This is a genomic window from Caulobacter sp. GW821-FHT11A05 (genome assembly GCF_058809015.1).
Map to the genome: position 1 here is coordinate 38,635 of NZ_JBXASF010000003.1, position 17,662 is coordinate 56,296.

Below are 17,662 nucleotides of genomic sequence, written 5' to 3' on the forward strand. Positions count from 1 at the left end.
GCGTGCGGATGGGTCCCGGCATTCGCCGGGATGAGCGGTAGTGGAGGTTAGCTCCAGGGACCCGAAACCGCCTCGGGCTCACGCACCGGCAGGTCGTGGCCGCCGGCGTACTTCACCAGGGCCTCGATGCGCTTCTCGATCGGCGGGTGGCTGGCGAACAGGTCGAAGACATCGGCCTTGCCGTCGTCCAGGAACATGGCCCGGATCGAATCGGGGCCGTCGATGTGGGCGTGGCCGCTGATCTTGCGCAGGGCGCCGATCATGGCGTCGGGGTTCTTGGTCAGCTCCACCGCCCCGGCGTCGGCGACATACTCCCGGGACCGCGACAGCATCATGCGGATGACGATGGCCAGGACGTAGCCGACCGCCGCCGCCCCGAAGGCGATCAACAGCAGCAGGCCGGCGCCCTTGCTCTTGTCGGAACTGGCGCCGATCCGCCCGAAGCGCATGCCCCGGAACATCACCTCGGCCAGCAGGGTGATGATGCCGGCGAACACCGCGGCAATGACCATGGTGCGGACATCCTTGTTGAGGATGTGGGTCAGCTCATGGCCCAGCACCGCCTCCAGCTCGTCCTTGCTCAACGTCTGCATCAGGCCGCGGGTGACGGTGATGCTGTACTGCTTGGGGTTCAGGCCGGTGGCGAAGGCGTTGAGCGCCTCGCTCTCGATGATGCGCAGAGACGGCATCGCAAGACCGCGCGAAATACACAGGTTTTCCAACAGGTTGTAGAGCGCGGATTCATCCTGCCTGCTAACCGGCCGCGCGCCCGTGGCCAGGTCGATAATGGTCTGGTTGGCGAAATAGGCGATGGCGAACCAGACTGCCGACACCACCACCGCCAGCGGCAGGGAGACGACCAGCAGCTGGGTGGCGCGGGCCAGGTCGCCTGGGACGGAGCCGGTCGAGGGCAGCACCCCCGCCCCCATCAGCCCGACCGTCAGGGCCCAGATCAGTCCGGTCAGCAGGACGGGGAAGCCGACCAGCAGGATGATCGACCGCGTGTTGTTGGCCTGGATGTGGGTGTAGAGGCCGACGGGCCCCATGGCGCTAGAACTTCACGGCGGGCGCGGCGGCGTCCATGGCGGCCCGGCTCTCGGTCCCGACATCGTAGAGGCTGCGGTCCTTGCCGAAGCCGAACATCCCGGCGAAGACCACGGCCGGGAAGCCGCGCCGGGCGGCGTTGAACTCGGCCACGGCGTTGTTGAAGAAGCGGCGGGCGGCGGCCAGCTTGTTCTCCAGGTCGGCCAGCTGGTCCTGCAGGTTCAGGAAGTTGGTGTTGGCCTTGAGGTCGGGATAGGCCTCGGCCACCGCGAACAGCTGGCGCAGGGCCCCGGTCAGCACCGTCTCGGCCTGCACCTTGTCCTCGACGCTCGAGGCGGCGGCCGCGCCATTGCGGGCGGCGATCACCGCCTCCAGCGTGCCCTTCTCATGGGCGGCGTAGCCCTTCACCGTCTCGACCAGGTTGGGAACCAGGTCCTGGCGCTGTTTCAGCTGCACGTCGATGTCGGCGAAGGCCTGGTCTGCGCGCGTGCTGAGCGTCACCAGCCGGTTGTATACCCCGACCACGATCAGGCCGACGACGGCGACGATGACGACAAGGATGATGATGCCGGTCATGGCGCTCCCCAGGAATGAAGCCCGACGCTAGCCGAACACCGATCGCGCCGCCAGTGCGTCAGTGCCCGGTCGCCAGGGCGTAAACCCTGTCGGCGTCAGGAATGCGGAGGAACTGGACCGTCGGCGACAGACTGGGGACCCAGACGCCAAGTCCCATCCTGCGGTTCATCTCGAACAGCGAAATCCTCGGCCCGAAACGGAGTGTGCCGGTTCCGCCTGCATGGCGGTCCAGACCGATGTCATCGCCCAGGCCCACGGCGTTCAGCGACTCGCCAAAACTTCGCCGCAGGATCAGGGCCCGGCGGTCAGTCAAGCCGTAGACGATGCCCTGGCGGATCAGGGCATCGGCGAGAAAGCGGCCGAATATCATGAACAGGCCGACGACTACGAACGCGCCGCCGAACAGCAGGAAGAAGCCCGGTGCGCCGGTGGAGGCAACGCTCGATTCCCAGAAGATGGCAAAGCCGCCCCACAGCAGGCTGAACGGGATCAGATAGGCGTCCTGCGCCGTCAGCATCAGGCCGCGGGCCGGAACTCCGGTCCAGACCAACCGCTCCTCCGGCCGCAGATACGGCCGCAGCAACCGCTCCCGCTCCATGCTTTCGGCGCTCATTTGGAGGGGTCCACCAGAGCCGAATAGACCAGCTGCTGGCTCAGTTCGTCGAGCCGCAGCATCTGGCCGCCGCCCAGCACCTGGATCATGCCCAGCATCACCACGTCGTTCTCCGGATCGACCCAGAACCAGGTGCCGGCCGCGCCGCCCCAGCTGAAGGTGCCCTTCCCCGCCGGCGTGCCGGCCGCGGCCGGGTCCATGACCACCGCGAAGTCGAGGCCGAAGCCGACGCCGGGGCCCAGCGGCTGCTTGGCCAGCTGGGCGTCGGTCAGGTGGTTGGCGGCCATCAGCTTGACCGTCGAGGGCGCCAGGATGCGCACCCCGTCCAGCTCGCCGCCGTTGCCGAGCATCTGGGCGAAACGGGCGTAGTCGCCCAGGGTCGAAACCAGGCCGGCGCCGCCACTGGCCGCCGCCGGCGGCTTGCTGACGTCGAGCACCATGAAGCCCTCGGCCGGCACGATGGCGCGCTTCTCCTTGTCGACCATGTAGAGGCTGGCCTGGCGGCCGCGCTGGGCTTCCGGAACCCAGAAGGCGGTGTCCTTCATGCCCAGCGGCTTGAAGATGCGGCTTTCCATGAAGTCGGCCAGCGACTGGCCCGACAGTTTCTCGACGAGGTAGCCCTGGATATCGACGGCGATGGAGTAGCGCCAGGCCTCGCCCGGCTGGCTGGCCAGCGGCAGCTTGCTGGCCTCCGTGACCATCGCGCCGAGCGTCTCCGACCCCAGCAGGCCGGAGTCGCGATAGGCCTTGTCGACCGGATTGTCGGTGACGAGGCCGTAGGCGAAGCCAGCGGTGTGGGCCATCACCTCGCGCATGGTCGCAGAGCGGGCGATCGGCTCCAGGATCGGCCGGCCCTTGGCGTCCTGGCCCTTGTAGACCTTCAAATTCTTGAACTCGGGCACGTATTTGACCAGCGGATCGTCGAGCTTCCAGCGGCCCTCCTCGAACAGGATCATCATCGCCACGCCGGTGACCGGCTTGGTCTGGCTGTACATGCGATAGATGGTGTCGTCCTTTAGCGGGGCGCCAGTGGCCAGATCCGCCTTGCCGTAGATCGACTGGTGCACGACCCGGCCGTGGCGGGCGACGTAGGTGACGACGCCGGGGACGGCGCCCTTGTCGACCAGGGCCTTCATGGCGGCGTCGAGCCTGGCGAGGCGTTCGGAGGAAAAGCCCTGCGACTCGGGCTTGGCCGGGGCCAGAACCGCCGGCCTGCCCTGCGCCAGGACGGGCGTCGCGACTGGCGCGGACAGCAACGCGCCGACGGCCAGCGCCGCCAGCAGTGATCTCTTGAGCGTCATGTCCGTCCCCTGTCCCCAGTAGCCTTGCCGGCCTTTGAGGGGAGAGTAACCGGCGTTCAGGAAGCGGCAAGAGGTCACGGCCTCGATAGACCTGTTTACATTTTAAACTTGTCTGTTAGAAGGGCGGCAAGCGACGCCGGAGGGGCGTCCATGGGAGCTATGAGCAATGACCCCCCGTTTCGCGGTCGTCCCGCCGACCGAACGCCTTCACGCCCTGGACGCCGTCCGGGGATTGGCCCTGCTGCTGGGCGTGGCCTTCCACGCCACCCTGTCCTTCCTGCCCGGCCCACAGGCCTGGATCGTCATGGACGACCAGCGCAGCGAGCTGATGGCCGTGACCTTCTTCACCCTGCACATCTTCCGGATGACGGTCTTTTTCCTGATCGCCGGCTACTTCGGCCGCCTGCTGCTGGAGCGGCGCGGCCTGAAGGGCTTCATCCTCGACCGCCTCAAGCGCATCGCCGCCCCGCTGGCCATCTTCTGGCCGATGGTGCTGATGGCTTTCATCGCCGTGATGGTCTGGCTGACCATCGACGTCATGGGCGCCCTGCCCAAGGAGCCGCCCAAGTCGCCGCCTCTGACCCCGACCAGCTTTCCGCTGATGCACCTGTGGTTCCTGTGGGTGCTGCTGATCTTCTATACCGCCATGCTGTTGCTGCGCGGCGTGGGCAGGCTGTTGGACCGCGGCGGCCACGTCGCCCGGCTGGTCGATGGGCTTGTCGCCTTCCTGACCCGCAACATGGTCGGACCGGTGATCCTGGCCGCCCCTGTGGCCCTGGCCTTCTGGCTGAAGCCCACACCGCTGATGCCCTGGCTCGGCGTGCCGACGCCGGACCAGACCCTGATCCCCGGCGCCATCGCCCTCACCGCCTACGGCGTCGCCTTCGGCTTCGGCTGGCTGCTGCAGCGGCAGAATGGGCTGGTCCAGGCCTTCACGCGCCGCTGGCCGGTCCATCTGATCGCCGCCGTCGCCGCCACGACGGCCGGTTACCTGATGGTGCGCGGCCTGCCCATCGCCGGGACCTTGACCGACGAGGGCCTGCGCGCCGCCTATTGCGCCCTCTACGCCTTCGCCATCTGGAGCTGGACCTTCGGCCTGATCGGCGCGGCCCTGACCTTCCTGTCGGGCCACAGCCCCGTGCGGCGCTACCTGGCCGACGCCAGCTACTGGATCTACATCGTCCACATGCCGATCGTGATGGCCCTGCAGGTCGCCCTGCACGACGTCGCCCTGGCCTGGCCGGTCAAGTACGCCCTGATCCTGGCCGGCACCCTGGCCCCGGCCCTGATCACCTACGAACTGCTGGTCCGCCACACCTTTGTCGGCTGGCTGCTCAATGGACGGCGCATCCCGTGGCGTGCGAAGCCTCAACATCAACTTCAGGAAGGAATCGCCTGATGACCGACGCAGACTCCGCCCGCGAGGACCTCGCCTATCTGAAGACCCTGGTCGGGGCCGACAGCGGCGGCGACGTCTGGCGCTTCGCCGGCCGGCTGTTCGCCGTCGGCGGCTTCCTCTACGGCCTGCAACTGATGTTCCACGGGGCCCAGATCCTGGGCTTCAATCCGCCTGGCCCGGTCATCCTGCTGTTCATGGTCGGTCCGACGGTGCTGTTCCTGATCTACATGACCGTCGCCATCGTCCGGGGCGGCAAACAGGCCAAGCCGCAGGGCACCACCGGGCGCGCGGTCAACGCCATCTTCAACGCCACCGGCCTGATCAACCTGGTCTTCCTGGTCATCTTCCTGCCACCGGCCATCCAGTCGGGCGACTTCCGGGTCTGGCTGTTCTACCCGGCCGTGGTCTTCGCCGTGCTCGGCGGCGCCTGGTTCGCCGCCTGGCAGCTGCGCCGGCGATTGTGGATGCTGGGCACGGCGGCCGGCTGGATGGTCAGCGCCGCCGGCATGGGCCTGACGCGCGGCCACTGGGCCTATGTCGTCATCTGCGGCGTCTGCCTGTTCCTGTTCATGATGCTGCCCGGCATCGCCATGGCGCGCGGCAAGGCCGACTGATGCCGAGGTTCGACATCGGCGGCATCGACGAGGTCATCCACGGCCGCCTGCGGCTGGGGATCATGGCCTATCTCGCCGACGCCGAGGTCGCCGACTTCACCCAGCTGAAGACGGTGCTGGAGGCGACCCAGGGCAACCTGTCGATCCACCTGCGCAAGCTGCAGGACGCCGGCTACGTGGCCATCGAGAAGAGCTTCGTGGGGCTGAAACCCCTGACGCAGGCCCGCATCACACCCGAGGGCCGGGCGGCCTTCGGGCGGTATCTGGAGGCGATGAGCAAGCTGGTGGGTGGATAGGCAAACGGGGACACATTGAATTTGCTCGCAAATTCAATGTGTCCCCTCTTACAGCTCTTAGCGCGGCCGGAACTTCTTGCTGGTCGGGAAGCCCTTGGGGGCCAGCTTGCCAGCCCCGGCCCTGCGGCCGGCCCATTCGCGCCACTCGGGCCACTCGCGGGTGCGCCCCGCCGCGTCGATCCAGAAGCCGCCCGTCTCGGCGTTGAACACCGTGGCGTCGCGCAGGCCCCCCTCGCGGTAGGATTGCAGCTTTACGCCCTTGCCGCGCGGCATTTCCGGCAGTTCTTCAAGGGGATAGATCAGGATCTTGCCGTTGTCGCCGATGACGCCCATCTGGTCGCCGGTCACCTCCAGCGAGACGATGGCCGTCCCGTTCAGCACCTGCTTGCCGGCCCGGCGGAAGGCCAGGGCCTCGTCCTCGGGCATGATGAAGCCGTAGCCCTCCTTGGAGGCCAGGATGCGCTTGCGGCCGGCCTTGTGCGGGAAGACGTCGATGATCTTCACCCGGTCGTCGAGGTCGACCATCAGCCGCAGCGGCTCGCCATGGCCCCGCGCGCTCGGCAGCTTGGAGCAGTCGAGCGTGAAGAAGCGGCCGTCGGAGGCGAAGATCAAGAGCTTGTCGGTGGTCTCGGCCGGGACCAGGAAGCCGAGCTTGTCGCCCTCCTTGAACTTCAGCTCCGAGGGGTCCTCGACCCGGCCCTTGGCGGCACGGATCCAGCCCTTGTCCGACAGGATGACGGTGATCGGCTCGCGCGGGATGAAGGCTTCCGAGGCGGCGTCGACGTCAATGGTCGGGGCGTCGGCGAAGTCGCTGCGGCGGCGGCCGACCTCGGTGCCGACCCCGACCACTTCGCGCATGGCGGCGAGGCCCGAGCCGACCAGCTTCCACTGCTGGGCGTCGGAGGCCAGCATGGCCATGATGCCGTCGCGCTCCTCGGCCAGCTCGGCGTGCTCGCGGCGGATCTCCATCTCCTCCAGCCGGGCCAGCTGGCGCAGGCGGGTGTTGAGGATGGCGTCGGCCTGGATCTCGGACAGGTCGAAGGCGGCGATCAGCTTCTGTTTCGGCTCGTCCTCGTAGCGGACGATGCGGATCACCTCGTCGAGGTTGAGGTAGGCGATCAGCAGGCCGTCCAGGACGTGCAGCCGGGCCTCGATCTTCTCCAGCCGGAAGCGGGCCCGGCGGACCAGGACTTCGCGGCGGTGGTCGAGGAAGGCCTTGAGGATGGCTTTGAGGCCCATCACGCCCGGCGTGCCGCGGGCGTCGAGCACGTTCATGTTGACCGGGAAGCGGACCTCCAGGTCGGAGAGCTTGAACAGGCTCTCCATCAGCACTTCCGGCTCGACGTTGCGGGTCTTGGGCTCCAGCACCAGCCGCACGTCCTCGGCGCTCTCGTCGCGGACGTCGCCGAGCAGCGGGGCCTTCTTGTTCTCGATCAGCTCGGCCAGGCCTTCGACCAGCTCGGCCTTCTTCACCTGATAAGGCACCTCGGTGACGACGATTAGGTAGGTGCCCCGGCCGGTGTCTTCCTTATGCCAGCGGGCCCGCAGGCGCACGCCGCCGCGGCCGGTCTCGAAGGTTTCCAGCAGGCTGTGCTGGGGCTCGACGATGATGCCGCCGGTCGGGAAGTCGGGGCCCTTCACCCGCTCCATGAGGTCGGCGGTGGTGGCTTCGGGGCGTTGCAGCAGCAACAGGCAGGCGTCGATCAGCTCGCCGGCATTGTGCGGCGGAATGCTGGTGGCCATGCCGACGGCAATGCCGCTGGAGCCGTTGGCCAGGAGGTTGGGGAAGCCGGCCGGCAAAACGACCGGCTCTTCGTCCTGGCCGTCGTAGGTCGGCTTGAAGTCGACGGCGTTCTCGTCGAGGCCGTCGAGCAGCAGGCTGGCGGCCTGCGTCATGCGGCATTCGGTGTAGCGCATGGCGGCGGCGTTATCGCCGTCGATGTTGCCGAAGTTGCCCTGGCCGTCGACCAGCGGGTAGCGCTGGCTGAAGCTCTGGGCCAGCCGCACCAGGGCGTCGTAGATGGCCTGGTCGCCGTGCGGGTGGAAGTTACCCATCACCTCCCCGACCACCTTGGCGCACTTGCGGGCGGCGGCGGTGGGGTTCAGGCGCATCTCATGCAGGGCGTAGAGGATGCGGCGGTGAACGGGCTTGAGGCCATCGCGCACGTCGGGCAGGGCCCGGCCGGTGATGGTCGACAGGGCATAAGCCAGGTAGCGCCGCGAGAGGGCCTCGGTCAGCGGTTCGTCGAGGATACGGTCGCCGTCACCCGGCGGAGGTGTGTGAACAGTCATATCGGTCCAGAATCAGTCGGCTTCACTGTAGGACCCCGGCCGCTTCGGGGGGAGGCTTCATAGCCGTCCAGCGTCGGAGAGTCGCTCCAAAAGCCAGACGCGCGCGGGAGGAAGCGGCTTGTTGAGCGGGCCGAAGACATATTGCTCGAGGAAGTGGCCGGTCAGGTCGAAGCCGGCGCGGATGTCGCCCTCCCCCAGGCCGTTGCGCGGCGAGATCATGAAGGGCGGCAGGGGCAGCAGGCGGTCGGCGTAAGGAGCGCCGGCCTCGCGGCTGACGGCGCGGCCGGTGCGGGGGCTGACCCAGACCAGGTCCTCGGTGACGCCGGTCGAGGCGCATTTGGTCAGGTCGAGGGAGAAGCCCATCTCACTCAGCAGGCCGGCCTCGAACTGCACGAAGACGGCAGGCCAGATGTCGGCGTTGGCCAGAGCGCCGATCAGGGCGTCGAGGGCGCGGAAGGCGCCGGGGTGCGGCTCGCGCTCGGGCAGGGCCCCGGCAGCGACGGCGGCGGCGGCGGCCAGGCCGGCCAGGGCCAGCTTGTCGTCGAACAGTTCGGAAGGCCCCTCCCCGACCGGCTCGATACGGGCCGAGCCGAGCTGGCCCTCGACCCGGGCCCGGTAGCTGGCCAGCACCCGGGCTCCGGGCTGCAGCACCGATTTGAGGCGGCGGGTCCCGCCGCCGGCGACGTGGGCGGCCTGGCGGCCGTGGTGTTCGGTCAACAGGTCGACGATGGCGCCGGTTTCGCCATGCAGCCGCGCCGACAGGATGTAGCCTTCATCTTCCCATTCCATGCGGAGGGGATACCTTGGGACGCGGGTGGAGGCGAGGCCTTGAAACGAGCGGTGATCCTGATGGCGGCGATGGCCTGCGTGGCGGCGGCGCCGAACGACCACGCCATCCTCGAGCGGGCCTTTGCCGGCGGGCGCGACGCCGAGCTGGAGAGCGACCTCTACAACGGCAAGGCCGCCCTCTACCGGCCGATCCGCGCGCCGGTTCGCATCGAGGGCATGGCCGGCGAAGGCTGTGAGAGCCGGCTGGCGGCGCGGGGCCGCAACGGGCTGACGCTCGACTGGCGGACCGTGCGCCGGCTGGAACTGGCCCAGGTCGCCGGCAAGGCCCAGCTCTACATCGTTGGCGGCACGCCGGCCGACAAGCTGATCATCACCTTCCGCGACCGCGACGAGGGCACGCCGGTGTTGCTGGCCATGGAGCGGCTGCAGGCGGCCTGCAGGCCGGTTGTCAGGCCATGGCCCTGACCGCCCAGGCCTTCATGGCGCAGCTGCGAACCCACCAGTCCGACGAGGAGCTGCGCAAGATCCAGCGCTACTTCAAGGCCGGCGACGGCGACTATGGCGCGGGCGACGTCTTCATCGGGGTGAAGATGGGGACACTGTTCAAGGTCTCCGAAGGCTACCTGGCCATGCCGGTGGCGGAGCTGGAACAGCTGCTGGAGGACGAACTCCACGAGGCGCGAGCCGGGGCCTTGAGCATCATGGGCAAGGCGGCCAGCGCCAAGGGTTGCACGGCTGAGCGACTGCAGGACCTCTACGACCTCTATCTGCGGCGGCACGACCGGATCAACAACTGGGACCTGGTCGACCTGGCCGCCTGGCGGGTGGTCGGCCGCTACCTGTGGGACAAGCCGCGCGACGTGCTCTACCGGCTGGCCCGGTCCGACAGCCTGTGGGAGCGGCGCACGGCCATCCTGGCCACCCTGCACTTCGCGCTGAAGGGCGACCATGACGACAGCTACGCCATCGCCGAACTGCTGCTGGACGACCCACACGACCTGACCCACAAGGCGGTCGGCTGGGCCCTGCGGACCTGCGACAAGAACCGGCCCCGGCTGGAGGCCTTCCTGGAGACGCACGGCGCGACGATGGCGCGCACGACCCTGCGCGCGGCGCTGGAGCATTTCGAGCCCGAGCGTCGGGGGTATTTCATGGGGCTGAAAGCAAAGAGCTGATCCTTCTCCCGCTTGTCGGGAGAAGGTGGCGGCCGAAGGCCGTCGGATGAGGGCAGCGCCGGCTCATCAAGGCCATGCGCGTTTTGGCGCGGGCAGCGCCGGCTCAACCTTCCTTGGCTGGTGCTGCCCTCATCCGACCCGCTTCGCGGGCCACCTTCTCCCGACAAGCGGGAGAAGGACTCACTGGGGCTGCTTCTTCGCCTCGAAGGCCTTGATCTGGTCCGTGAATCCGTGGGCCAGGTCGTTCGGCATGGGGAAGGTCAGGGCGTACTGGGCGACCTTCCACTGGCCGTCTTCGAACACCATGACCCCCGTCCCGCGGCTGGTGCCGTAGCTTTCGCTGTCGAGCAGTTCGTCGAACCAGGCGATGCAGCGGCAGGGGTTGTCGGTGACGACGATGTGGCGCTCGCGCGGCCTGTAGGTCCAGCCCTTGCCCTTGGCGAAGTAGGGTTCGGCGAAGGCTTTGAACTCGGCCAGCGTCCAGCGTTCGGCCGCGTCGGTGCCGATGTAGATGGCGTCCTTGGCGTAGAGGGCGAAGTAGCGCTTGCCGTCGGCCTTGGAGGCGGCGTCGTGGAGGGTGTCGAGGGTGACGTTGATCCCGCGCTCGGCGCCGGTCGGCTGGGCCATGGCCGGCGTCGCCAGCAGAGCCAGGATCAGGAGCGCCAGGCGCAGGGGACCGGTTGTCCGAGTCATCATGGTCTCAGAATGAGGCGCCGTCGGCGCGCGGGCAACCTGTCCCCGATCTGGCTGGCCCGGCGGCGGTGGCCCATCGGGGACAGGTTGTCCGAGATGCGGTTTCGCCCGGCCGGATAGTCCAGGGATGCGGACAACCAGTCCCCGGCGTTAAACGTCGAAATCCAGACCCATGGCCGAGTAGGCCTCGCGCTCCTCAGCCCAGTTCTCGCGGACCCGGACGTGCAGGAACAGGTGGACCTTGCGTTCGAACAGTTCGGCCAGTTCCTCGCGGCTCTTCTGGCCGATCCACTTCAGGGTCTGGCCGTTGTTGCCGATGACGATGGCCCGCTGGCCCTCGCGCTCGACGAAGATGGTCTGTTCGATGCGGACCGAGCCGTCGCGCTTTTCCTCGAAGGCCACGGTGTCGACGCTGGCGGCGTAGGGCAGTTCCTCGTGGACGCGCAGGTAGAGCTTCTCGCGGGTGATCTCGGCGGCCAGCAGGCGGGCCGGGATGTCGGCGGTCTGGTCTTCCGGATAAAGCCAGGGGCCTTCCGGCATCAGCTCGGCCATGCGGGCCTTCAGGTCGTCGACGCCGTTGCCGTCGGCGGCGCTGATCATGAAGACCTCGGTGTAGACGCCGGTCTCGAACAGGGCCTGGGAGACGGCCAGCAGCCGCTCGCGCTTGACGCCGTCGATCTTGTTGAGGGCCAGGATGACCTTCTTTTTCGAACCCTGCAGGTTCTCGATGATGGTCTGGACGTCGATGACGCCGCGCTTGTCGGCCGGCTTGGCGGTCTTGTCCTGCACGGCCAGCTCGGCCTGGACATCGACCAGGTGGACGACGGCGTCGGCGTCGTCGGCCCCGGCCCAGGCGCTGCGGACCATGGCGCGGTCCAGCTTGCGGCGGGGGGTGAAGATGCCGGGGGTGTCGAGCAGGATGATCTGCGCCTCGCCGGCCATGGCGACGCCGCGCACGGGGAAGCGCGTCGTTTGAACCTTCTGAGTGACGATGGACACCTTGGCGCCAACCAGCCGGTTGGTGAGGGTGGACTTGCCAGCGTTGGGCGCGCCGATGATGGCGACGAAACCTGCCCGGGTCATGCTTTGCCTTCCTGTTTCAGCAGCATGATCAACGCCGCAGCCTTTTCCGCTTCTCGCCTGGACCCACCCTCCCCGCGTTCGCTCTCATAGCCCCGTACCGACACCTCCACAATGAAACGCGGCGCATGGGCCGGTCCCGACTGCTCGACGACCGTGTAGGTCGGGATCGGCAGGCGCAGGCCCATGGCCCATTCCTGCAGCCGGGTCTTGGCGTCCTTGGAGCGCGGGGCCTCCAGATGGTCGAACTCGTCGGACCAGGCCGAGAGGAAGAAGGCCCGGGCGGTTTCAAGGCCGCCGTCGATGTAGATGGCCGCCATCAGCGCCTCGACGGCATCCCCTAAGGCCCCGTCGTTGTCGCGCACGCCCATCTTGGTGGCCGAGCCGCTCATCCGCAGGGCATGGCCCAGTTCGAGGCGGCGGCCGACGCGGGCGCAGGCCTTGCCGTTGACCAGGTTGGCCAGGCGAGGACTGAGTTCGCCCTCCTTGGCCTCCGGATAGAGGGCCAGCAGGCGTTCGGAGGCCAGCAGGCCCAGCACCCGGTCGCCGAGGAATTCCAGCCGCTCGTTGTGCCGCACCTTGATGGCGCCGTCGCCGACGCTGGAGTGCGTCAGGGCGCGCTCGAGCAGATCGCGGTCGGCGAAGGTGTGACCGACGCGGCGTTCGAGCGCCTCTACGGCCAGGACCCGGGCGTTCATTTCAGCAGGTGGAAGAACCGGCTGGGCCGGGCCTCGGTGAACCACGTCCAGGGTTTGAACAGCGAGGCGCCCTCGTGGCGCGGCCCGGTTTCGTAGGGCTCGGACGGGGCGTACCAGCTGAGCAGGATGATCTGCGCCTTGCCGACCAGGTTCTCGGCCGGCACGAAGCCGACGCCGCCCTGCCGGGGGGCCGCGTAGTTGGGCTCGACGCGGGAATCGAGGCTGTTGTCGCGGTTGTCGCCCATCATGAAATAGTGGCCCTGGGGCACCAGGAAGACGCCGGTGTTGTTGACGTAGCCGTACTCGGCCCCGGCGTAGGTGACGTAGGTCTTGTTGTCGTAGGAGGTTTCCTGGCGGCGGACGCGGTCCATGTCGGCGGCGTCATCGCGGGTGACCTGGACGTTGGGCAGGGCCTTTTCGTTGACGTACAGCACGCCGCCCCGGACCTGGATGCGGTCGCCCGGCAGACCGATGACCCGCTTGATGTAGTCGGTCTTGTTGTCGGCCGGCAGCTTGAACACCACGATGTCGCCGCGCTTGGCCTTGGAGCCGAAGATCCGGCCCTTGAACAGCGGCGGGCTGAGCGGGATCGAGTGCCTGGAGTAGCCGTAGGAGAACTTGTTGACGATGATGTAGTCGCCGTGGAGCAGGTTGGGCTCCATGCTGTCCGACGGGATGGTGAAGGGCTGGAACAGGAAGATCCGCAGCACCAGCGCGATCAGCAGCGCATAGGCCACCGTCTTGGCGATCTCGACGACCTCCTGGACGAAGGTCGGGGGCTGCTTTTCCTCGGGCTCGGGCGCGGCGGCGACCTGCGGTTCGGCCTCGGTCACGGTGGCGTCGGTCATCGGCGCGTGATTCTCTTCAAGACTTGGGGGCGAAAAGCCCAGCGGGACTGGTTAGACGCGGAATATCCCACGGGCAAGCGGCGCGCCTGATAGTTCGCCTTCATGGCGTAAGTTGGAACGGCGGCCGGAAAGATCGAAGCGGTCGCCATTATATCGCATCCGGATCACAGAAAACAGAAAAGCCCTTTTTGATTCAAGCTTTTAACATGGCGGCGACATGGGGAAAGCGGCCGGGGTCGGATGGGTATTTCATGAGGGTTTCATGGGATAGGCGTTGGTGTCGCATGGGGGCGACGTCGCGTGTCAGGGCATGGCCGTTTTCGGGAGCGCCTCAATGATGACGAAGGCCTGGGCGTAGGGGTGATCGTCGGTGAGGGTGACGTGGATCCTCGCCTCCATGCCCTCGGGGATGATCTGAGCCAGGCGCTCCGCCGCGCCGCCGGTCAGGGCCATGGTCGGGGCGCCGGAGCGCAGGTTGACGACCCCCATGTCGCGCCAGTGGACGCCCCGGCGCGGGACGCCGGTGCCCAGGGCCTTGGCGCAGGCCTCCTTGGCGGCGAAGCGCTTCGCATAGCTGGCGGCGCGGTCCTTGCGGCGATCGGACTTGGCCTGCTCGGTCTCGGTGAACAGGCGCTGGACGAAGCGGTCGCCGAAGCGGGCCAGGGTCTTTTCGATACGACGGATGTCGCAGAGGTCGGATCCTAGGCCGATGATCACGCGGCCTGCTCCGCGGCTGCCCGGGCGGCGTCCATCAGCCGGCGCATGCGCTGGATGGACTCGGCCAGGCCGACGAAGATGGCCTCGCCGATGAGAAAGTGGCCGATGTTGAGCTCGGCCAGCTGAGGGATGGTGGCGACCGGGGCGACGGTGGCGTAGTCGATACCGTGGCCGGCGTGGACCTCCAGGCCCAACTTCGCGGCCTGGGCGGCGCCGGCGGTCAGGCGGGCCAGGATGACGGCGGCGCGGTCATGCTCGCCGGCCCGAGCGGCGTCGCAGAAGGCGCCGGTGTGCAGCTCGACGACCTGGGCCCCCGCGTCGGCGGAGGCGGCGATCTGGGCCGGATCGGCCTCGATGAACAGGGAGACGCGGCTACCGGCGGCGCGCAGGGACTGCACCGCGTCGCGCACCCGGTTGCCGCCGCGCACGACGTCGAGGCCGCCCTCGGTGGTGACCTCCTCGCGGCGCTCAGGCACCAGGCAGGCGGCATGCGGACGGTGGGCCAGGGCGATGGCGACCATTTCGTCGGTGACGGCCATCTCCAGGTTCAGCGGCTTGCCGCGCTTGCGGCAGAGGTCGGCCAGCGCATCGATGTCGGCGTCGGAGATGTGGCGGCGGTCCTCGCGCAGGTGGGCGGTGATGCCGTCGGCCCCGGCCAAGAGGGCGATCTCGGCCGCGCGGGTGGGCTCGGGATAGCTGGCGCCCCGCGCGTTGCGGATGGTGGCGACGTGGTCGATGTTGACGCCAAGTCGCAAGGGCGTTGGGCGCAGGGTCATGGGCGGTGGTCCCCGAGGGTGTGCCTCCTACTTAAGGCTCGCCAAACGCCCGGGAAAGGGTTGGCCGCCGCCGGCCGGTCACGTTCGGCGCCCGATTTTTACGGCGAGGCTGTCGGCATCGGCCCGGCGGGCGCGTCCTTTGGGGGAACGGTCGGGGCGCGCGGGCGCTCAAGGGGCCGGGACGGAAAGGACGAGACGATGAAAGTCACCCAGCATCTGTGGTTCGAAAAGGACATGGAGGCGGCGATCCGCTTCTACACCTCGCTGATCCCCGGCTCGGCGATCATCGAGACCTCGGCGGTCATGGCCGACAATCCCTCGGGCCCGGCCGGCAGCGTCAAGATCGTCGGCTTCACGCTCGGCGACCAGAACTACATGGCCATCGAGGCCGGTCCGCTGGACCCGTTCAACCACAGCTTCTCGATCATGGTGGAGACCGACACCCAGGAGGAGTTGGACCGGCTGTGGGAGGCGCTCGGCGAGGGCGGCGAGATCGAGCAGTGCGGCTGGCTGAAGGACCGCTGGGGCCTCAGCTGGCAGATCGCGCCGCTGCGCCTGCGCCAGCTGATGGGCGATCCGGACCCGGCCGTGGTGCGGCGGGTGACCGAGGCGATGATGAAGATGGTCAAGCTAGACATCGCCCCGCTGGAGGCGGCGGCGAGAGGGTAGCGCGCAGCTTCCCCCACCCCACCGCTGTCATCCTTCGGTCGCGCAGCGATCCGGAGGACCCACCGCAAGGGCGGGACCGCCTGGATTCCGCAGGCTGGCGTTGAGGGTTGCGCGTTCGCTCTCGACGCCAGGCGCCTGGCGGACGGGTGGGTCCTCCGGATTGTCCCCGGCATTCGCCGGGGCCAACCGAAGGATGACAGCGTTTTTCTCGGGTGGTGGGTTCTACTTCGACAGCCGCCGGCTGCCGGGATCCTCGATCGGGATGGCGGCCAGTTCCGGCGGCAGGGCGTCGGCCGAGTAGGCCGGGACGTCGAGGGTGGCGAGCGCGATCAGGGGGACGCCGACGTCGGCCCGGCCGCCGGAGCGGTCGACGATGCAGGCGGCGGCGATGACGGTGGCGCCGGCGGCCTCGATGGCGGCGATGCATTCGCGGCTGGAGAGGCCGGTGGTGACGATGTCCTCGACCATGACCACCTTGTCGCCCGGCTCGACCTGGAAGCCGCGGCGGAGCTTGAACTGGCCGCCCTCGCGCTCGACGTAGAGGGAGGTGACGCCCAGCTGGCGGGCGGTCTCGTAGCCCGGGATGATGCCGCCGACGGCCGGGGAGATGCAGAGGTCGGGCTGGCCGACGGCGGCGACGATCTTCTCAGCCAGCGCCTTGCAGAGGCGCTCGCAGCGGTCCGGCTGGGCGAAGACCAGGTTCTTCTGCAGGAAGACCGGGCTGTGCAGGCCGCTGGAGAGCACGAAGTGGCCTTCGCGCAGGGCGCCGGCGGCGCGGAATTCTTCGAGGACGTCTTCGCTGGTCATGGGGAGCGCATAGCCAATTCCTCCTCCGAGCGAAAGCTCGGGGGAGGGGGACCGCCCGCGAATACGCGCGTGGTGGAGGGGGCAGCGCCGGCCTGTCCGATTGAAGAGCGTTCTGGCGCGGTCGTGACAGCTGCGTTCAGGATCAGAACCATCCGCCGGCGCTGCCCCCTCCACCACCCGCTGCGCGGGCGGTCCCCCTCCCCCGTCGCTGCGCGCCGGAGGAGGAACTTTCAGAGATTCAGCCGATAGACCCGCTTGGCCGTGCCGCTGAACAGCGCCGTCTTCTCGTCGGACGAATAGGCGGCGGCGACCAGCTTGAAGGCGTTCCACAGCGTCGCATAGCTGCAGCTGAGGATGTCGACCGGGAAGTTGCTTTCGAACATGCCGCGCTCGGGCCCGAAGGCCTCGATGCAGGTTTCGAGGTAGGGGCGCCATTCGTCGGCCAGCTGGGCGGAAGGGGCCGGTGGGTCGGACAGGCAGGAGGGGAAGCCTGGGAAGACCATGGCCAGGCCGCCGAGCTTCACCGCCACATTGGGGCATTGCGCCAGCATGCGGATGTTGTTCCGCCAGACGTCGAAGCGCTCTTCGCGGCGGCCGGCGTAGCTGGCGATGCCGAGCGGGGTGCCGACGTGGTCGAGGACGATCTGGGTGTCGGGGAAGGCTTTGGCGAGATCGATGAGGTCGGGGAGCTGGGGTTCGAGCAGCCAGGCGTCGAAGGAGAGGCCGAGAGGGGCCAGCTGGGCGAAGCCTTCGCGGAAGGTCTTGTCGCGGTAGAGGCCGGCCGGCTGGCGGACCAGGGGGCCGAGGACGCCGCTATCGGGGTCGTGGCTGGCGCTGTGGCGGATGCCGCGGAAGCGGTGGCTGGCGGCGAGGTGGGCTTCGAGGGTCTCGCGGGCGGCCGCGCCGCGGGTGAGGTCGGCGTGGCCGACGATGCCGGCGCATGGCTTGGCGGGGCCGTAGACGCCGCTGTCGGCGATGGCGGCCAGGCCGTTGACCGCTTCGGTCTCGCCGATCGGCTTGAGGTGGGCCGGGCCGTCGGGGCGGTAGAAGGCGCCGCATTCCATGTAGACGGTGGCGACGATGTTGTGCCCGGCGGTCATGTCGGCGAGGAGCTCGTCGAGCAGGTAGCGGGGGACGCGGCGGACGATCTGCTCGAAGGGGTGGGTCGGCGCCGGGAGCTGGCCGAGCAGCAGGGTGCGGTCCCACAGATGGTGGTGGGGATCGATGATCGGCAGGTCGGGGGCGAGGATGGGTTCGGGCATTTCCACACTCTTT

General features: G+C 68.4%; 20 protein-coding genes. 6 read left to right on the top strand and 14 right to left on the bottom strand.

Annotated elements, in window-relative coordinates; translation table 11 throughout:
- Positions 1 to 47: 47 nt before the first annotated feature.
- Genes AC1RSK_RS06190 through AC1RSK_RS06205 form a run of 4 tightly spaced genes read right to left on the bottom strand, consistent with a single transcriptional unit; the run spans position 48 to position 3,534 of the window.
- Positions 48 to 1,046 carry a M48 family metallopeptidase gene (locus tag AC1RSK_RS06190; protein ID WP_492906534.1) on the bottom strand — a complete coding sequence of 333 codons (999 nt, stop codon included), beginning with the start codon at positions 1,044 to 1,046 and terminating at the stop codon, positions 48 to 50.
- 4 nt (positions 1,047 to 1,050) lie between these two features.
- Entirely contained in the window at positions 1,051 to 1,620 is a 570-nt protein-coding gene (locus tag AC1RSK_RS06195) for a LemA family protein (protein WP_492906535.1), read from the bottom strand.
- A gap of 58 nt (positions 1,621 to 1,678) precedes the next feature.
- Positions 1,679 to 2,233 carry a hypothetical protein gene (locus tag AC1RSK_RS06200; protein ID WP_492906537.1) on the bottom strand — a complete coding sequence of 185 codons (555 nt, stop codon included), beginning with the start codon at positions 2,231 to 2,233 and terminating at the stop codon, positions 1,679 to 1,681.
- Positions 2,230 to 3,534, bottom strand: coding sequence for a serine hydrolase domain-containing protein (locus tag AC1RSK_RS06205; RefSeq protein WP_492906538.1), 1,305 nt, complete (start codon positions 3,532 to 3,534; stop codon positions 2,230 to 2,232). The genes AC1RSK_RS06200 and AC1RSK_RS06205 overlap by 4 nt, the downstream gene beginning before the upstream one ends.
- A gap of 166 nt (positions 3,535 to 3,700) precedes the next feature.
- Here AC1RSK_RS06205 and AC1RSK_RS06210 point away from each other — a divergent pair, with 166 nt between their 5' ends.
- From AC1RSK_RS06210 to AC1RSK_RS06220, 3 genes are read left to right on the top strand one after another with little or no spacing between them, the layout of a single operon-like run.
- Positions 3,701 to 4,933, top strand: a complete 1,233-nt coding sequence (locus tag AC1RSK_RS06210; protein ID WP_492906540.1) for an acyltransferase family protein — start codon at positions 3,701 to 3,703, stop codon at positions 4,931 to 4,933.
- A complete protein-coding gene (locus tag AC1RSK_RS06215; protein ID WP_492906542.1) occupies positions 4,933 to 5,547 on the top strand; it encodes a hypothetical protein in 615 nt (204 codons plus the stop codon). The genes AC1RSK_RS06210 and AC1RSK_RS06215 overlap by 1 nt, the downstream gene beginning before the upstream one ends.
- The gene (locus AC1RSK_RS06220; RefSeq protein WP_492906872.1) at positions 5,544 to 5,843 is read left to right on the top strand and encodes a winged helix-turn-helix domain-containing protein; all 300 of its coding nucleotides are present in this window, start codon (positions 5,544 to 5,546) and stop codon (positions 5,841 to 5,843) included. The genes AC1RSK_RS06215 and AC1RSK_RS06220 overlap by 4 nt, the downstream gene beginning before the upstream one ends.
- Before the next feature lie 57 nt (positions 5,844 to 5,900).
- On the opposite strand, the gene parC is transcribed toward AC1RSK_RS06220, so the two are convergent.
- Positions 5,901 to 8,135 (bottom strand): DNA topoisomerase IV subunit A, encoded by a 2,235-nt coding sequence (parC, locus tag AC1RSK_RS06225; RefSeq protein WP_492906543.1) that lies wholly within the window; start codon positions 8,133 to 8,135, stop codon positions 5,901 to 5,903.
- A gap of 57 nt (positions 8,136 to 8,192) precedes the next feature.
- Entirely contained in the window at positions 8,193 to 8,924 is a 732-nt protein-coding gene (gene recO / locus AC1RSK_RS06230; protein WP_492906545.1) for a DNA repair protein RecO, read from the bottom strand.
- Positions 8,925 to 8,963: 39 nt separating this feature from the next.
- Here recO and AC1RSK_RS06235 point away from each other — a divergent pair, with 39 nt between their 5' ends.
- Both AC1RSK_RS06235 and AC1RSK_RS06240 read left to right on the top strand, forming a co-directional pair.
- Complete coding sequence (locus AC1RSK_RS06235; protein ID WP_492906547.1) at positions 8,964 to 9,389, top strand: hypothetical protein; 426 nt, start codon at positions 8,964 to 8,966, stop codon at positions 9,387 to 9,389.
- Complete coding sequence (locus tag AC1RSK_RS06240) at positions 9,380 to 10,099, top strand: DNA alkylation repair protein (RefSeq protein ID WP_492906548.1); 720 nt, start codon at positions 9,380 to 9,382, stop codon at positions 10,097 to 10,099. The genes AC1RSK_RS06235 and AC1RSK_RS06240 overlap by 10 nt, the downstream gene beginning before the upstream one ends.
- 180 nt (positions 10,100 to 10,279) lie before the next feature.
- Here the strand turns inward: AC1RSK_RS06240 and AC1RSK_RS06245 are convergent, their stop codons facing one another.
- The 6 genes from AC1RSK_RS06245 to AC1RSK_RS06270 form a co-directional block, all read right to left on the bottom strand.
- Positions 10,280 to 10,792 (bottom strand): nuclear transport factor 2 family protein, encoded by a 513-nt coding sequence (locus tag AC1RSK_RS06245; RefSeq protein ID WP_492906550.1) that lies wholly within the window; start codon positions 10,790 to 10,792, stop codon positions 10,280 to 10,282.
- 150 nt (positions 10,793 to 10,942) lie between these two features.
- Positions 10,943 to 11,875 carry a GTPase Era gene (gene era / locus AC1RSK_RS06250; RefSeq protein ID WP_492906551.1) on the bottom strand — a complete coding sequence of 311 codons (933 nt, stop codon included), beginning with the start codon at positions 11,873 to 11,875 and terminating at the stop codon, positions 10,943 to 10,945.
- Entirely contained in the window at positions 11,872 to 12,570 is a 699-nt protein-coding gene (rnc, locus tag AC1RSK_RS06255) for a ribonuclease III (RefSeq protein ID WP_492906553.1), read from the bottom strand. The genes era and rnc overlap by 4 nt, the downstream gene beginning before the upstream one ends.
- A complete protein-coding gene (lepB, locus tag AC1RSK_RS06260) occupies positions 12,567 to 13,418 on the bottom strand; it encodes a signal peptidase I (RefSeq protein ID WP_492906555.1) in 852 nt (283 codons plus the stop codon). The genes rnc and lepB overlap by 4 nt, the downstream gene beginning before the upstream one ends.
- A 303-nt stretch (positions 13,419 to 13,721) precedes the next feature.
- Positions 13,722 to 14,135 (bottom strand): holo-ACP synthase, encoded by a 414-nt coding sequence (gene acpS / locus AC1RSK_RS06265; RefSeq protein WP_492906557.1) that lies wholly within the window; start codon positions 14,133 to 14,135, stop codon positions 13,722 to 13,724.
- Positions 14,132 to 14,911: a pyridoxine 5'-phosphate synthase gene (locus tag AC1RSK_RS06270; RefSeq protein ID WP_492906558.1), complete on the bottom strand. Its 780-nt coding sequence runs from the start codon at positions 14,909 to 14,911 to the stop codon at positions 14,132 to 14,134. The genes acpS and AC1RSK_RS06270 overlap by 4 nt, the downstream gene beginning before the upstream one ends.
- Before the next feature lie 198 nt (positions 14,912 to 15,109).
- Here AC1RSK_RS06270 and AC1RSK_RS06275 point away from each other — a divergent pair, with 198 nt between their 5' ends.
- On the top strand, positions 15,110 to 15,580 hold the full coding sequence (locus tag AC1RSK_RS06275) for a VOC family protein (RefSeq protein WP_492906559.1): 471 nt from the start codon (positions 15,110 to 15,112) through the stop codon (positions 15,578 to 15,580).
- Positions 15,581 to 15,802: 222 nt separating this feature from the next.
- Here the strand turns inward: AC1RSK_RS06275 and pyrE are convergent, their stop codons facing one another.
- Complete coding sequence (gene pyrE, locus AC1RSK_RS06280; RefSeq protein WP_492906561.1) at positions 15,803 to 16,387, bottom strand: orotate phosphoribosyltransferase; 585 nt, start codon at positions 16,385 to 16,387, stop codon at positions 15,803 to 15,805.
- A gap of 230 nt (positions 16,388 to 16,617) precedes the next feature.
- Positions 16,618 to 17,649 (bottom strand): amidohydrolase family protein, encoded by a 1,032-nt coding sequence (locus AC1RSK_RS06285; protein WP_492906563.1) that lies wholly within the window; start codon positions 17,647 to 17,649, stop codon positions 16,618 to 16,620.
- Between the last annotated feature and the right edge of the window lie 13 nt (positions 17,650 to 17,662).